The organism is Rhodoferax sp. P2_H8_2 (assembly GCF_056403235.1).
Genome location: NZ_JBFUFW010000002.1, coordinates 112,122 through 128,943 on the forward strand (window position 1 = coordinate 112,122; position 16,822 = coordinate 128,943).

The following is a 16,822-nucleotide window of genomic DNA, read 5'->3' on the forward strand; positions in this document are numbered from 1 at the left end:
CATCACCGCTTTACTATCACCTCAGACTACCAAGGACCCCATGGACCTGCTCAAACACGACATCGTTACCGAGTTTCCCCAGTTCAAGGACAAGATCCACACCCTCAAGGGCAGCAACGCCCACTTTGCCAAGCTCTTCGAGCAGTATGACGCGTTGAACCACGCGATTGCCCGCTATGAAGGCGGTGTCGGCGCCATCACCGATGGAGCGCTGGAAATTGAAAAGAAAAAACGCCTGAAGCTGAAAGACGAGATTTACCAGATGCTCAGCAAAGGCTGAACTAGCGCACCGTGATCACATCACGGTGCATAGGCGCCAGAAGTGCCAACAACTGGTTTTGCGTCGCGAATGGGATGCCCTGTGCATCCATCGATTGCTGCAACACCTCAACCAGCGCATTGAAATCGCCCTTGGTGATCTTCAGGCTGGCATGCGCCGTCTTCATGTCGTCCCCCTCGTAAACGCAAGGTCCGCCGCTGACAACACAGAACTGGTCTGCCAACTGGGTCTTGAGGTTTTTGAGGTTGGTCGATTTGAATTGCACGCCAATGCGCGGATCATCGCGCAGGCGGTTCAAAAAGTCATCGACCAGTTTCACCAAGCCTGCCTTTTCGCCCAATGCTTTGTAAAGCATGTCGCTGCGCACGGCAGGCGCTGCAGTGCTTTGCGCGTGGGCGGGAGACAGGAAAACGGAAACGCTGATCAGCGCAGCAGCTGTCGCGGTAGCTAACCGGTGCATTGTTTTCATTGAGGCGTCCACACGCTAAATATATTAGATTCAGCTTTTTTTGCGTCACCCCGCGCGCTTAACCCGTCCACTCAGTTGGCGATTTCCAGGTTTTGCACCAACCCAGCACCTCGTCGCTAGGCATCGGGCGGGCAATCTGGTAGCCCTGCGCCATATCGCATCCCAGCGCAATCAATCGCTTCCCATGCGCCACTGTTTCCACCCCTTCGGCGATCACTGCCCGGTGGAATGCCGCCGCAAGGCCAATGACGCCGCTGACAATGGACAGGTCATTCTGGTCGGCCAGCATGTCGCGTACAAAGCTCTGATCGATCTTCAGCGTATTCACTGGCAAGCGCCGCAGATAGGTCAGTGAGGAATAGCCGGTTCCAAAATCATCAATCGCAAAGCACACACCCAAACGGTGGCATTCCTCCATGATGGTCGCAGTGGCACCAATATCGTCCAGCGCACTGGTCTCCAGCACCTCCAGCTCCAGCCAACCCGGCAGCACGTCGGGGTACTTGGCCAGCAGGCTGCTCAACTGCAACGCAAAGCCGTCGCGCTGCAGTTGCCGCGCACCGATGTTGACGCTGACGGGCAGTTCTAGCCCCTGCGCCTTCCAGTCACTCATTTGCTTCAGTGCCGTATCAATCACCCAGGCACCGATGGTTTCGCTCAATGGATGCCGCTCAATCGCGGGCAAAAAAGCCCCCGGTGCCACCAGCCCCCGCTCGGAATGTTGCCAGCGGATCAGTGCTTCCACGCCCATGATGGCCCCGGTGCGCATGTTCACCTTGGGCTGGTAGTGCAAAACAAATTCGTCGTTGGCAATACCCTGTGCGATCTGTTCTTGCAACTGGCTGCGGCTTTTGGCTTCGGCTTCTTGCGCGGAGTCGAACATGTGGAATTTGTTCTTTCCACTTTGCTTGGCCTCGTACATCGCCTGGTCGGCATGGCGCATCAACTGGTCTGGCTCGGCGTTGTCCTGCGGGAAAAGCGTCACGCCAATGCTGGCGGTGACCTTCAAATCCTCTCCCTGGATGCGAACCGGTTGCGCACACGCATCGAGTATCCGTGCAATCATTTGCATGCAGTCCTGCACACTGTCCACGTTGCTCAGCACCGCAACAAATTCATCACCCCCCATGCGTGCCAGCGTGTCCACATCCCGCAAAGTCGCCTTCATGCGTTTGGACACCTCTACCAGCAAGACATCTCCCGCCTCGTGACCAAACTGGTCGTTGATGGCCTTAAAACCATCCAGATCCATGTACAGCACAGCCAGGCTGTGGTGGTTGCGCAGGCACATGGTCATCGCCTGTTTCAACCGGTCTGACAGCAGCAACCGATTGGGCAAATCGGTCAGTGCATCAAAATGTGCGCCGTGCTCCAGCTCTTCCTGTTGCAGCTTCAAAACGGTGATGTCCGAGAACAAGGCCACATAGTTTTGCACCCTGCCCGCGCTGCCGCGCACCGCGCTCACCGTAATCCACACCGAATAGGCCTCACCGTCCTTGCGCCGGCTCCACAACTCGCCCCGCCACTCACCATACCGGCGCAGTGATTTGCGCATGGTCACAAACACTTCCGGCCCTTGCCGGCTGGAGCGGAATATCGCAGGGTCGTGTCCCACCACTTCGTCCCGGCCGTAGCCTGTGATGTGGGTGAAAGCATCGTTTACCTCCACAATCACCCCGGACGGATCGGTGATCAAAATGCCCTCGCTGGTGTTGGTAAACACGCTGGCAGTCAGCCGCAGTTGTCGTGTGGCCAGCTTCTCGGCCGTGATGTCACGCGCGATCTTGGACGCACCAATCAGACGGCCATAGCTGTCGCGGATCGGAGAAATCGTGACTGAGACATGAATTTCGTGCCCGTCCTTGCAAACCCGAACGGTCTCGAACGTGTCCACCCCCTGCCCCGTCCTGATTCTTTCGAGAATGGCAGTTTCTTCGCTTTTCCTGTCAGCAGGCAACAGACGAAGAATGGGCTGTCCCAGCATCTCCGATGCCGTGTAGCCAAACATATGTTCAGCCCCGGGATTCCAGCTGGTGATGATGCCGTCCAGTGTTTTGCCAACAATGGCCTCTTCGGTCGACTGGATGATGGCCTCGGAGCGGCGCGAGAACGACAGTACCCGCATCAGCGCCGAACCCATGACCAACGCGAACGCCGACACGAGCGCTGCGGCTACACCCAGAATAGCCGTGTGGTACCGCCAGGGCCGCAGCAGGTCGTCCTTGCTGGCGCTGACGTACACGACCAATGGGTAATCTTCCACGTGTGAAAACGAGACCAGCCGCGGCAGATTGTCGAACAGACTGACCGGAGATTCGTAAGCGCCCTTGGACATCACGCTCATGTAATTCTTCCAGGCGTCGCCGCGTGCGATCGACTGGCCAATGGCGCTCTCCTTCATCGGGCTGCGAAACAGCAGCGTGCCATCGTTGCGCGTGATGCCGATGGTGCCGGCAGGTTTGATGCGCTCCGCTTCGAAAGACCCTGCCATGCGGTCCAGCTCGATCACGATCAGCAGCGCCGCCATATCGCTGTCGGCCCGCTCCACAGGCGCAGATATGGGGACAAGCCATTTTTTGCTGACGCGGCCCATGATGGGTTCACCAACATACAGCCCGCGGGTTTTGGCATCGAGTTGCGTGCGGAAATAGTCGCGGTCAGACACGTCCACGTCGTGCGCTTCATTGCGATCCGGAACAAATCGCAGTTTGCCGCCGCGCGTAACCATGCGGATATCCAGCAGGCCGCCGGAAGCCTTGCGAAGCCGGTCCACTTGCGCGATGAAATCGGGACTCTTGCCGGGGTCTTGTCGCGGGTGCTCGGATATCCAGTGGTTTGACACGATCAGCAGAGACTCTGCTTGCTTGAACAAGCCACGGGTCTGCGCTTGCACCGCTGCGCTCAATTGCTCCAGCACCAGCGTGTTGGAGGAAAGAATATTGGTCCGCTCCCACCACGACCAGAAGCCCACAAACCCCCACAGACAAATCAACAGCGCACTCATCAGCGCCAGCACTTCCCGGTGGTGGTTGGAACTCAGGCGTTCCGTGAGTTTTTCCCAAATCGGCTGCATGTTGAATTTCCAGGCTTATGGACAGGTCAGCGTATCCCTGGGTTAAGTCGCGCTTGTCGCGTACAAGCCATTCTGGATGGGCTGTCTGGCCCTGCCTATCCCCCAAATGGGGGATATTTGTGGCCTGCGCCCGACATTACCGAATGTGAATCCATTGCGCGATTCGCCGCGTACTAGCTACAAGCCCTTTGTTTCGGGCAAATGACCAACCATGTTTTCACTCTCCAGCGCCCAATTTAACGGCGTAAGCAGCTCCTCATTTCATAGCAACCCTTGGCTGCACTGCGCGATATCGTTAATTAGTACCGAATTCTCAAGGTTCCTACAGAATCGGGGGATGAACTACGCAACCCAAGACGCCCTGCTGATCCATCTTCTCGACCGCATAGCCCGCAAGGACGATGCTGCATTGAAGGAGCTTTACGACCAATGCGCCTCCAAGCTGTACGGCTTGGCCCTGCGCGTGGTGACGCAACGCGAATTGGCCGAGGACGTTTTGCAGGAAACCTTTCTGACCATCTGGCGCTCGGCCGGTGACTATCGCGCCTCTCTGAGTCCACCGATGGCCTGGCTGGGACTGATCGTGCGCAGCCGCGGACTGGACATGCTGCGCCGCCGCGCGGCCGAGCGCAGCCACCTGACACAAGAACTTGATGAAACACTGGCCGACATGCTGGAAGGCGACACGCCCAACCCGATGGACACGGCACTGGCGAGTGAACAGGCCTGGGCCTTGCACCAGTGCATGGGCAAGCTGGACAACAAGCAACGCGAGGTCGTGAGCCTGGCCTATGCGCGCGACTTGAGCCATGGTGAACTGGCAGAACAGTTGCGCCTGCCGCTTGGTACGGTGAAGACCTGGATCCGCCGCGGGCTGGACCAGTTGCGCCAATGCATGGCGCGCTTTGCGTGAGGGTCCCAGCATGAACCTCATCAAAAACCCAGAACTCCTCGAACGCCTGGCCAGCAGCTATGCGCTGGGTACCTTGCGCGGTGGCGCACGCCGCCGTTTTGAAACCCTGGCCCGTGAACAAGCCCCGGTCCGCGCGGCCGCATTGATCTGGCAAAGCCGCCTGTCCAGCCTGAACGAACTGCAACCGCAGGCCCAACCTGCTTCGGCGGTGTGGACACGCATTGCCAATTTGGTACAGGGCGAAAAAGCGCAAGCCGCAATGCTGGTCGCACAGCGCTCTGCGCAAGCCACCCGCGCGGGATTCGACTGGCTGCGCAGCCTGGCACTGTGGCGCAGTGTGAGCGCGGCAGGTGCAGTCGCAACGGTAGCCGCAGTTGCGGTAGGCATAGGCATGCGCCAGGAGTTGGGCACGGAAATCGCCCGCCTGCAAACCGAGTTGCAAGCGGCTCCGCAGATTCAATATGTGGCCGTGCTATCGGACGATAAGTCCGCCGCGTCGATGTTGGTGACGTTCGATCCGAACAGCAAGAAACTCACGCTGCAACGCGTAGGCAGCTACCAGGAAGCCGGCGACCGCTCACTGCAACTGTGGGCATTGCCCCCCACTGGTGGGCCCAAATCATTGGGCGTACTGGGCCGCGACAAACTCTTGCGCCTGACCGCCGGTGAGAAGGATGTGCATGAAGTGCCCATGCTGGCGATCAGCCTGGAGCCCAAAGGCGGCGTGCCCAGCGAAACGGGCCCGACCGGGCCCGTGCTGTTCAAAGGTGCTTTGATAGAGAAGATGCTCTGAACCGCGAGGTTCAAAGCATCTCCTTCCCAACGGAATTAAATCCGACGCCTGCGCGGCACGACATCGAGTTGCACCGTCATCTTGGCCGCAGCCGCAGACACGGTCAAAGGCTGTGGCTTTTTCTCGGCGAGCTGGGCTGGGTGCCAAACCTTGATCGTGGCAGCGCCTTCGGGAACGTCTTCCAGAATGGCGACGCCATCGGCGCCGGTCTTCACTGCCCACGATGACTCGGCCACATAGATATTTCCGCTCATGGAGCCGTGAATAAAACAACCCAGCAGTGCAGCGCCAGTGACGCCCGGTTTGTCCAGCGTGACCTCCGCGCTGCTGGGCGGCTTGCCCTCGGATCGGCCTTCCAGCCGCAACGCAAAGCCATCCGCACTGGAGGTTGCACCGCCAAAGCCCACGCCGGGTGCCGACATGCGCACATGGTGGTCCCAGGCGTCGTTGTTGACAAAACGCACCTTGGCACCCGGCGACACGACAGTCACCGCGGGCAAGAACTGCATTTTTTCCTGGTTGACCACGGCCGTTAGCGGCGGCGGATGTTTGGCGACGCCCTTCGCGGAAGGCACGATGACGACCACCGCGTCGGGCGCGGGCTTGCCATCCTTGTCCAACACCAGAACATCCAGCGTGCCAGCGTGGGCCGCCCCGAAGGCAAGCAGCCCGAAGGCGGCTTGCGCCGCTGCCTTCAACATCCATTGCTTCATGGCGGGCCTCACTTGACGGTGATCACGTCACGGTGCATCGGCGCCAGCTTGGCAAGCAGCGCGTTTTGTGCAGGGAACGGAATGCCACGTGCGTCCATCGATACCTGCAACACTTCGACCAATGCGTTGAAGTCGCCCTTGGTGATGTCCAGCTGGGCGTGCGCCGTTTTCATGTCCACGCCCTTGTAAGTGCAGGGACCACCAGAAACCATGCAGAACTGCACGACCAGCATCTCCTTGATGTGTTGCTGGTTGGTAGGCTTAAAAAAAGGACCGGTGCGCGGGTCGGCCAGCAGGCGGACCATAAAGTCGTCCATCAGCAGTGTCAGGCCGGCTTTTTCGCCCAGGGCTTTGTAGAGTTGGTCCGACTGCGCGGCAGGTGCCATGGTGCTGGTCTGGGCTTGGGCCATATCGGACATGGCCAACAAGGGAGCGGCCAAGGCGGTGGCCAACAACGAAATGCTCAGGAATGTGTGTTTCATAGGATGTCTCTTTGAAATGGGAGGGAGATCACAACGCGATCAAAACGCGAACTGCGCCGAGAGGTAGTAACCCGTCTGCGTGCGTCCGCCGGTAATGCCCGGCACGATGCGCCCCAGGTCTACATAGGCCAGCGTCACCGAGGCGTTCTTGTTCGGCGCCCAGGCGATGAACAGGTCTTTCCACGCGTCTTCGGCTAGTGCATCGCCCAGCCCGGCCCCACGGCCCACGTCTTCCAGGTTGTTGGGCTTGGCGCGGTATTCGGCACCGATGGCTACGTGCTTGTTCAGCAGGTAAGCGACCGAGAACTCGGGCACCAGAGATGGTTTGTCACGTCCGGTGGCGCCAGCCCCAAAGCCCAGCAGGCCGTTCTGGTTGGCGTTGGTGTAGCGCAGCGTACCGTTGACCAGCAGGCTTTGCGCCAGGAACAGCTTGGTGGCGCTGACATAGAGGTCGGTGCCGGTGGTTTTGGTGCCGAGAAAGTTCAGGACGGAGCTGAGCGATCCGGGGTCTGTTGATTTGTACTCCAGACCAACAGCGATTTGCGGCATCCAGCTGTCGCTGTCCAGAATGGCGTCGCCTGCGACTTTGACCTTCAAGCCCAGCACGTCCATCTTGATGTGCTGGCCAGGGGTGACGCCAAAGGGGGCGATGCCGTTCAGGGCAATCGAGGGTGATGCATCAAAGTCCTGGCGGGCCAGGGAGACTTCGACCCGGTCCTTGTAGCCCACCGCGGCGCCAAAGGCGGTCAGTGAATAGTCTTGCGTTTTGGCACGGCTCACATGGGCGGTGGCGCCGATTTCGCCTTCGGTGGCGTTGGAGCCGATGATGGCCCAGGGGGTTAAACCGCCGCCTGCGGCGCCATCCACGGTGCTGACGCCGCCGGTGAGCAGCAGCTTGCCGGTATCGGCTTGGGCCGCTACGCAGCCAAGTCCGAGGGCACCGGCGACCAATGCGGTACTTAGGGAGTTCTTCATGAAGTGTCCTATTGCAGAAAGGTGAATAAAAGCGGCAGGCAGCGCGCCCAGCCGGGCGCGGTTTGCAGTACGCCTATTGGGTACGCAGCACTTTGGGGATTGGATTCAACTATTTTTGCGCAGACGCATTTACCTGCAAAATTGGCCCGTAACGCCCGCAGAACGTGCGTAAGCAGCTACTATTTTGATAGTAACTACGAACCGTGCACCCTCTGGCGCGTGGCCCACCAGCTCATGCCCATAGACGCCAGCAGCCCTGCCAGGCCAAACCAATGCAATGAATCCATGCCGCCCTGCGCGATCAGCCAGCCACCGCTGCCCGCGCCCAGCGCCTGGCCCGCGTACATCGCCGATGAGTTCAACGCAATCGATCCAGCGGCCAGCGCCGGGGCGATGCCGACCAGCCGCGCCTGCTGAGCCGAGTTGGACGCAAAGCAACCCAGGCCCCAGGGCGCAATGATCAGGGCCACCAGAATCAGGTTGGTGCCCAGCGGAAACAACAACAGGCTCAGCGCCATGCTACCCACGGCCAGCATGACCGAGCGCGGCGCGCCGATGCGGTCGATATTGCGTGACATCACGATATTGCCAAGCAGGCCAAACGCACCAAACCACGCGAACAGCAGGCTCAGCTGCAGCGGCGTGATATCCAGCATCGCCTTGTAATACGGCGCGAAGTACGAAAACAGCACGAATTGCCCGGCCGAGTACAGCAGAGTGACCGCCACGCTGAACATCAGCGCCTTGGAGCGGAAAGCCTCACCCCAGGCCGCGCGCGACAGCGCCGGCGGCTTTACGCCATCGGGCATGGAGCGCCAGACCCAGATCCCGCTGACCAAACTCATCAGTGCGACAAAGCCAAACGCGCTGCGCCAGCCCCACATGCCGCCAATCAAGGCACCGATAGGCATGCCCAACACCGACGCCACAGACCAGCCCAAAAACACAAACGTAATCGCCCGCCCGCGCTGCTCTGGCGGCACCAGCAAGCCCACGCAAGCGGCAGCCTGCGGCGTGAAGATGGCGGGTGATATGACCGTCAACACCCGCACGATCATCAGCGAACCAAAGCTGGGCATCAAGGCACTCAAGCCCAGGAGCGCGGCATACCAGAGCATGGAGAGTGCCAGCAGGCGCCTGCGGTCCCAGCCTGCGACCACAGTGGCCAACAGCGGCGCGCCAATGCACATGACTGCCGCCGCCGCAGTAATCAATTGCCCAGCGACTGCTACCGAAATACTGAGCGAAGCGCTGATTTCATTGAGCGTGCCAGGAACGATCATCACGCCGGTGCCGATGACAAAGTTGCCAAACAGCAAGGGCCAAAGAACGTTGGGCAGCGGCGCGGCTGCCGCGCTGGCGGGAGTGGATGTCATGGTGCATTCTGCAGCCCACAGGGGTTGCATGGGTGTCCTGGGGAAGACACCCCGCTTGCGCAACAGGCCTAGCGGTTGAGCCGGAACACCGCCACGGTCTCGACCAGCTGCTGTGCCTGCGTCTTCAGGCTGTCGGCCGCAGCGGCAGACTGTTCCACCAAGGCGGCGTTTTGCTGCGTGGCCTGGTCCATCTGCGTGATGGCCTGCCCGACCTGCTCCACGCCAGTGCTTTGCTCGTTGCTGGCGGCACTGATCTCACCCATGATGTCGGTCACCCGCTTGATCGAGGCAACCACCTCCTGCATCGTCGTACCGGCCTGATCGACCAGCGCCGTGCCCTGGCCCACGCGCTCCACGCTGTCATTGATCAGCGTCTTGATTTCCTTGGCGGCTTCGGCACTGCGCCCTGCCAGCGAACGCACTTCACTGGCGACCACCGCAAAGCCGCGGCCCTGCTCGCCCGCGCGAGCCGCTTCCACCGCAGCGTTCAGCGCCAGGATATTGGTCTGGAATGCAATGCCATCGATCACGCTGATGATGTCGGAAATCTTGCGCGAGCTGTCGTTAATGCCCTTCATGGTCTCGACCACGCGGCCTACCACTTCGCCGCCCTGAATCGCCACCTTGGAGGCGCCCATCGCCAGCTGGTTGGCTTGGCGCGCGTTGTCGGCGTTTTGCTTGACGGTGGAGCTGAGCTCCTCCATCGATGCAGCCGTTTCTTCCAGCGCAGAAGCCTGCTGCTCGGTGCGACCCGAAAGGTCGTTGTTACCCATCGCAATCTCCGCGCTGGCAGTGGCAACGCTTTCGGAACCACGCCGTACGTTGGATACCACCTTGGACAGGTTGTCCTGCATGTCTTTCAGTGCAGTAAGCAGCTGCGCAGCTTCGTCGCTGCCTTCGTTGCGGAAAGTCTCTGTCAAATCTCCCTCCGCCATACGCATGGCACTGCGGGAGGCTTGCTGCATGGGCAGCACAATAGAGCGCGACAGCATCACCGCAAACCAGGTACCCAACACCAGGGCAACAGCCCCTCCCACCAGCAGAATCATCTGGCCCTGTGCTGCATTCTGGTAGGCGGCTTCCAGCGCTTCGTTGAGAACCTTCTGCTCTCGCTGCTCCAGCTTGCTGATGGCGTCGCTGTACGCCTGGGCCAACGGCTTGAGTTGCGTGTCCAACGATGCCGACACATCCTCTCCAGTCATGCGCCGCTTGACCAGTGCCCCACGCGGCGTGCGATAGGCCTCGCGCGCCACGTCAGCTGCAGCAATCAGGGCTTTGCCTTCTTCGGAGTGAATCAGCTCGATCAGTCGCTTGCGCGAAGCCAGAGTGACCTCGGAAGTCTTGTCCATATCCGCCTGCCAAGCCGGAATGCGGCTCACGTCGCTGTCCAGAATGGCAGCACGGGTGCGTATGGAGTTCAGATCCACGGTCTGGCGCCATTGCACGGCCATCCTCAGCTTTTCACTTTCGGTGGTGCCCAGCGCGCGCGTGGTGGCCTCCAGTTCCTTCAACCGCCATACGCCCACTGCCACGCTAACGGCCAAAATGATCAGGATCACACCAAAGGCCAGAGCCAAGCGCTTGCCAATACGAAGATCGCGAATACCGGACATGGAAACTCCTCCATTTATTGTTCCTGCGATCTTGCACCAATTGATACAAATCGACAAGTTTTCGCAGGCCACGCTAGCGGATACGATGGCTGCACTTTTTTATCCGACTGCCAGGGAGTTCATATGAAACATTGGTTTGCCGCCTGCAGCCTGCTGCTAGCCACATTCTCTGCGCAGGCCATTCAGATCATCAGCCTGTCACCGCAAGGCGAGGTAGCCCGGGTACGGCAAGTACTGGCCAAGTTTGACGACAGCGCGGTCAACTTCGGCGACCCCAAGGCAGAAGCACCGCTGTCATTGAGTTGCAGCGATGCGCAGGTCACCAAAGGCACCGGCCGCTGGGTCAACGACCGGGCCTGGGCCTTCGACTTTGACAACGACCTGCCGCCCGGCGTCTCGTGCACGCTACAAGTCAAACCCGGCTTCAAATCTCCCAAAGGTGCAGAGCTAACAGGCGTGACCAGCTATAAATTCAATAGCGGTGGTCCGTTTGTGCAAAACATCCAGCCCTACCAGGGCAACCGCATCGACGAAGAACAGTTCTTCACGCTGCGACTGAACGGACCGGCCACGTTGGCCAGCGTGCAGGCCAATGTCTGGTGCTCGGTCGAGGGCCTGGGTGAGCGCGTGGCGGTGCGTTTGATTGACGGTGCTGATCGAGCCTCCTTGCTGAAATCACAAGGCTTGGAGCAACAGGCGGCCAAAGAGCCGCTGAGCATCGTCACGCTGGCCTGCAACCGGCGCCTGACCGCGTCTGCCAAAGTGCAACTGGTCTATGGCAAAGGCGTTGCAACACCCGCAGCGGGCAACAGCGCAGGCGTACCCAACAGCGTGGAGCGCCGCTTTCCCTACCAGGTGCGCGAGCCATTTGAGGCCAACTTCAGCTGCGAGCGCGAAAACGCGCAAAGCGCTTGCCTGCCGATCCGGCCCATGCAACTGAGCTTCAACGCACCCGTCGCCAAGAAGTTGTTAGCCGGCATTCGTCTGAAAGCCGGGCGCGAGAGCTACAAACCCAATTTTGGCAATGGCGGCGAGGGAGACGGCGATGAAGACCATGTGATCTCCAGCATCTCGTTCAACGCCATCTTCCCCGAGCAAGCGCAATTCACGCTGGAGCTGCCCAAAGACTTCAAGGACGCGTCGGGACGCGCGCTGCGCAATGCAGACAGCTTTCCATTGAAAGTAGCAACAGGCGCAATGCCGCCGCTGGCCAAGTTTGCGGCAGCACCGTTTGGCATCGTCGAGCGTTTTGCCGAGCCCAACGGAGTAGCGCTGCTGCCGGTCACGCTGCGCAATGTGGAGGCCGCGCTGCAGATCAAGGGATTCAACGCGGAACAGAACCGCACAGCGCCCAAGCCACCCGCAGGCAAAGTCAGCGACCTGAAGCCTGCCACCGACGCGGACATCATTGCCTGGTTCACCAAGATCCAGCGCTACGACAATTTCACCGTGTCACGCCGTCTGGCGGCGCAGGACGTCAAGGGCACGTTGCCCAAGTCCGTGGATACCAATGACACCACCGTGCAGTCGCGCATGGTCTCCTTGTTGCAAGGCCTGCCCGGTGTGAAGACGCTGGACCTGCCGGTGCCCGTAGACGACGATCCAAGACCCTTCGAAGTGGTGGGCATTCCACTGTCACCCGGCTTCCATGTGGTCGAGATCGCATCGCAAAAGCTGGGCGCAAGCCTGTTGGACGAGCGCCATGGCGCGGGCCGCACGATGTACGTTCGCACCTCGGCGCTGGTCACCAATCTGGGCGTGCACTTCAAGCTGGGCCGCGAGAACGCGCTGGCCTGGGTGACGACGCTGGACAAGGGCAAGCCGGTAGAAGGCGCCATGGTCCGCGTGTCCGACTGCCGCGGCCGCGAAGTGGCCAGCGGCACCACCAACGCACAAGGCATCGCCAACCTGACCGGCATCTCGCCGCAAGCCCCGGCCTGCCGCAGCGAAGACAACTACAGCCAGGCCTACTTCATCAGCGCCCGCGCAAAACAACCGTCTGGCGACGGCAAGGGTGAAGTGGACGACATGGCCTTCACCTGGAGTGACTGGAACCGTGGCATTGAGGCCTGGCGTTTCAATGTACCCACCAGCCGCGACATACAGCCCGACAGCGTGGCCCACACCATTTTCGACCGCACGTTGTTGCGCGCTGGCGAGACGGTGTCCATGAAACACATCCTGCGCAGCGAAACGTCCACCGGCTTTGGTCTGACCCGCGCACAACCCGGCCAACTGGTCGTCACCCATGTCGGCAGCGGCCAGCAGTACACGCAGAACATCGTCTGGCGCAAAACGGCTACGGGCGGGCAAAGCGCCGAAAACACGTTCTCCATTCCGCCGGCAGCCAAGCTCGGCGTCTACAGCGTGCAACTGAACAGCGGCGAGCGCAGCTACAGCACCGGCGAATTCCGTGTCGAGGAATTCCGCCTGCCCGTGCTCGAAGGCCGTGTGACGCCTGCCGAGAAGAAGGCCTTGGTCAATGTCAAAGCCGTGCCTGTCGACGTGCAGATCAACTATGTGTCCGGCGGTGGTGCGACCAACCTGCCGGTGCGCGTGTCGGCCTTGGTGCGCGGCAAGGCGCTGAATTATTCCGATTTCAGCGAATTCAATTTCTCGCCACCGCGCGGCAAGCGCGATACGAGCTCTGAAGGCGAAGAAGAGGCCAGCTCCACACAAGACGCCCGCGTGATCGCCGACAAACTGCCGCTGACGCTGGACAAAAACGGCGCAGGCAAAGTCAGCGTGGACAAAGTGCCCACCAGCCGCCAGCCGCAGGAGCTGCTGTTGGAAGCCACCTACTCCGACCCGAATGGCGAGGTACAAACGATCCGCAGCACCAACACGCTGTGGCCCGCCAGTGTGGTCGCCGGCATCAAGACCGAAGGCTGGGTTTCCAGCAGCCAGAAGATCAAGTTCCAGGCATTGGCACTCAGCCTGTCCGGCAAACCACAGGAAGGCGTGGCGCTGGAGGTGAAAGCCACCGCCCGCATAGTCACCACCACGCGCAAGCGCATGGTCGGCGGCTTTTACACCTACGACAACAAGACCAGCATCAAGGAGCTGGGCACGGTGTGCGATGGCAAGAGCGATTCGCGCGGCCTGCTGTTGTGCGAAACCTCGTTGGGCGAGCCTGGTGAAGTGGAGCTGGTGGTGACCGCAAAGGACACCTCGGGGAACAGCATTCAGGCGGCATCGAGTGTTTATGTGACCAAGCAAGGCGAGCTGTGGTTTGGCGGTGAGAACCACGACCGCATGGACCTGCTGCCGGAGAAAAAGAGTTACCAACCCGGCGAGACTGCCAAGTTCCAGGTGCGCATGCCGTTCCGCTTTGCAACTGCTTTGTTGGCGGTAGAGCGCGAAGGCATTGTTGAAACGCAAGTGGTGCAGCTCAATGGGCAAGATCCGACCATCAACCTGAAGATCAAGGAGGGCTGGGGGCCGAATGTCTACGTCAGCGTGCTGGCCCTGCGTGGTCGTCTGCGCGAGGTGCCGTGGTACAGCTTCTTCACCTGGGGCTACAAGGCGCCGCGTGAGTGGTGGACGTCGTTCTGGTACGAGGGTAAAGAGTATGTCGCGCCGACTGCGTTGGTGGACCTGAGCAAACCTGCGTTCCGTTTGGGTGTGGCAGAAATCCGTGTCGGCACCAAAGCGCACCAGTTGGATGTGAGCGTGAAAGCCGACAAGGAAAGTTACGCCGTGCGTGGCAAAGCGCAGGTCACGATCAATGTGAAGCTTCCAAACGGTCAGCCCGCCGCCAACGCCGAGGTCGCGCTGGCCGCGGTAGACCAGGCGCTGCTGGAGCTGATGCCCAATAACAGCTGGGATGTGCTCAGCGCGATGTTGCAGCGCCGCTCCTGGGGCGTGGAAACGTCGACCGCACAAATGGAAATCATTGGCCGCAGGCACTATGGCCGCAAGGCCGTGGCGGCGGGCGGCGGTGGCGGGCACAGCGGTGCGCGTGAGCTGCTGGAGACGCTCTTGCTGTGGAACCCTAGCGTGAAGCTGGATGCCAACGGACAAGCCACAGTGACCGTGCCGCTGAACGACGCATTGACGACGTTCAAGATCGTCGCCGTGGCCGACGCATCGACCGGTTTGTTTGGCACCGGCTCCACAAGCATCCGCGCAACACAGGATTTACAAATCATCAGCGGCCTGCCGCCGTTGGTACGCGAAGACGACCAGTACCGTGCGCAACTGACGTTGCGCAATACGACCAAGCAGGCCATGACTGTGCTGGTGACACCGCGCGCCACATTGCTGACGCTGGCACCGCAAACCGTGGACATCCCGGCGGGCGATGCGCGCGAAGTGGCGTGGATGGTGACTGCCCCCGCGCAATTGGCGCAGAGCCGCTTTGAATCCATCCTGTGGGAGATTGAAGCCAAGGACACCATCACCGGCGCGCGCGATGCGCTGAAGGCCAGCCAACGCATCATCCCCGCCGTGCCACTCACCGTGCAGCAAGCCACGCTGGTGCAGATCGACGGGCCGTTCACGCTGGATGTGAACGCACCGGCCGATGCGATACCCGGCCGCGGTGGATTGAAGATGTCACTGCAGCCCAAGCTGGCCGAGGGCTTGCCGGGTGTGAAGGACTGGTTTGCCAACTACCCGTTTGCCTGCCTGGAGCAAAAGACCAGCAAGTCTGTCGGCCTGCGCGATGGGAAGCTGTGGCAAACGGTGGCCGCGCAAATCCCGAGCTACCTGGACAGCGACGGCCTGGCCAGCTATTTCCCGCCGCGGGATGGCGAGGCCGACCATGGCAGTGACACACTGACCGCGTATTTGCTGGCCGCCACGCACGAGGCCGCCAGCATCAACCCCGCGTTTGCATTGAGCGACGACGTGCGCGCGCCGATGGAGCGTGGGCTGATCGCGTTTGTGGAAGGCCGTATCCAGCGCAAATTCTGGAGCCCGCGCAATGATCTGGATGTGCGCAAGCTCGCCGCGCTCGAAGCCTTGTCGCGCTACGGCAAGGCCCAGGGTCGCATGCTCAACAGCATCACCATCGCGCCAAATCAGTGGCCGACCCATGCGGTGATTGACTGGTACAACATCCTCAAGCGCGTAAGCGACGTGCCTGAGCGCGACAAGCGCCTGGCCGAGGCCACACAGGTTTTGCGTTCGCGCATTAGTTACCAGGGCACGAAGATGATCTTCAGCACCGAGCGCGATGACTACTGGTGGTGGCTGATGCAGAACGGCGACGTCAACACCGCACGCCTGATGCTGGCCGTGATGGATGACCCGGCCTGGAAAGACGACATGGGTCGCCTGGCCAACGGCTTCATCGGCCGCCAGCAAGGTGGCGCATGGCACACCACGACGGCCAACCTGTGGGGTGGTCTGGCACTGGAGAAGTTCAGCGCCAAGTTTGAAGCAGTCACCGTCGCGGGTTCCACCAAAGCGTCCATGAGCACGGGCGCCGCGAGTGTGGAATGGAGCAAAGTCGAACGCATCAAGACCACCGACGCATCAGGTGCCGCCCACCAAAGCACCTGGTTTGGCGCACCCGCTGCGCCCGGCAACCTGCGCAACAACAGCATGTTCCTGCCCTGGGGCAAGACAGCGGCCAAAGACACGCTAAGCGTGACCCACCAGGGCCCCGGCAAACCATGGCTCACGTTGCAGTCGGTGGCGGCCATCCAGTTGAAAGAGCCCTTCTCTGCCGGCTACCAGATCAAGAAAACCATTACACCGGTGGAGCAAGCCAACAAGAGCCTGCCCGCGGGCAGCTATACGCGCGGCGACGTGCTGCGCATCACCTTGGAGGTCAACGCCAGCGCCGACATGAGTTGGGCCGTGATTACCGACCCGGTGCCCGGCGGCGCGACGATTCTGGGCAGTGGCCTGGGCCGCGACAGCGAAATCGCCACGAAAGATGAGAAGCAGGCTGGCTATGGTTGGACGGCATTCGAAGAGCGCAGCTTCGAATCGTTCCGCAGCTACTACCAGTTCCTGCCCAAGGGCATCGTGAAGATGGAATACACCATTCGCCTGAACAACGTCGGCGAGTTCTCGTTGCCGCCAAGCCGCGTAGAGGCAATGTATGCACCCGAGATGTTTGGCGAAACGCCCAATGCGAAGGTCAAGGTGGAGGTGGCGAAATAAAACGGTGAAATCAAAGGT

Annotated in this window: 11 protein-coding genes; 4 read left to right on the forward strand and 7 right to left on the reverse strand. The window is 60.7% G+C overall.

The features are described from left to right. The first annotated feature begins 40 nt into the window (after positions 1–40). On the forward strand, positions 41–280 hold the full coding sequence (locus tag AC1DV6_RS03435) for an HP1242/YdcH family protein (RefSeq protein WP_477975145.1): 240 nt from the start codon (positions 41–43) through the stop codon (positions 278–280). Position 281: 1 nt separating this feature from the next. Here the strand turns inward: AC1DV6_RS03435 and AC1DV6_RS03440 are convergent, their stop codons facing one another. Both AC1DV6_RS03440 and AC1DV6_RS03445 read right to left on the reverse strand, forming a co-directional pair. Next, the gene (locus tag AC1DV6_RS03440) at positions 282–749 is read right to left on the reverse strand and encodes a group I truncated hemoglobin (protein WP_477975147.1); all 468 of its coding nucleotides are present in this window, start codon (positions 747–749) and stop codon (positions 282–284) included. Positions 750–807: 58 nt separating this feature from the next. Continuing rightward, positions 808–3,822, reverse strand: a complete 3,015-nt coding sequence (locus AC1DV6_RS03445) for a bifunctional diguanylate cyclase/phosphodiesterase (RefSeq protein ID WP_477975149.1) — start codon at positions 3,820–3,822, stop codon at positions 808–810. A 337-nt stretch (positions 3,823–4,159) separates the two neighbouring features. Here AC1DV6_RS03445 and AC1DV6_RS03450 point away from each other — a divergent pair, with 337 nt between their 5' ends. Together AC1DV6_RS03450 and AC1DV6_RS03455 are read left to right on the forward strand one after the other, a co-directional pair. Continuing rightward, entirely contained in the window at positions 4,160–4,735 is a 576-nt protein-coding gene (locus AC1DV6_RS03450) for an RNA polymerase sigma factor (RefSeq protein WP_477975151.1), read from the forward strand. Between the two features lie 10 nt (positions 4,736–4,745). Next, positions 4,746–5,528: an anti-sigma factor gene (locus tag AC1DV6_RS03455; protein WP_477975153.1), complete on the forward strand. Its 783-nt coding sequence runs from the start codon at positions 4,746–4,748 to the stop codon at positions 5,526–5,528. Positions 5,529–5,563: 35 nt separating this feature from the next. Here AC1DV6_RS03455 and AC1DV6_RS03460 read toward each other — a convergent pair whose 3' ends face one another. The 5 genes from AC1DV6_RS03460 to AC1DV6_RS03480 form a co-directional block, all read right to left on the reverse strand. Beyond that, positions 5,564–6,241: a cupredoxin domain-containing protein gene (locus AC1DV6_RS03460; protein ID WP_477975155.1), complete on the reverse strand. Its 678-nt coding sequence runs from the start codon at positions 6,239–6,241 to the stop codon at positions 5,564–5,566. Between the two features lie 8 nt (positions 6,242–6,249). Then, a complete protein-coding gene (locus AC1DV6_RS03465) occupies positions 6,250–6,723 on the reverse strand; it encodes a group I truncated hemoglobin (RefSeq protein WP_477975157.1) in 474 nt (157 codons plus the stop codon). Positions 6,724–6,762: 39 nt separating this feature from the next. Further along, positions 6,763–7,698 (reverse strand): DUF3034 family protein, encoded by a 936-nt coding sequence (locus AC1DV6_RS03470; protein WP_477975159.1) that lies wholly within the window; start codon positions 7,696–7,698, stop codon positions 6,763–6,765. Between the two features lie 194 nt (positions 7,699–7,892). Beyond that, positions 7,893–9,074, reverse strand: a complete 1,182-nt coding sequence (locus tag AC1DV6_RS03475; protein WP_477975161.1) for an MFS transporter — start codon at positions 9,072–9,074, stop codon at positions 7,893–7,895. 68 nt (positions 9,075–9,142) lie between these two features. Next, entirely contained in the window at positions 9,143–10,687 is a 1,545-nt protein-coding gene (locus AC1DV6_RS03480; protein WP_477975163.1) for a methyl-accepting chemotaxis protein, read from the reverse strand. Between the two features lie 123 nt (positions 10,688–10,810). Here AC1DV6_RS03480 and AC1DV6_RS03485 point away from each other — a divergent pair, with 123 nt between their 5' ends. Next, a complete protein-coding gene (locus tag AC1DV6_RS03485) occupies positions 10,811–16,804 on the forward strand; it encodes an alpha-2-macroglobulin family protein (RefSeq protein ID WP_477975165.1) in 5,994 nt (1,997 codons plus the stop codon). The last annotated feature ends 18 nt before the right edge of the window (positions 16,805–16,822 follow it).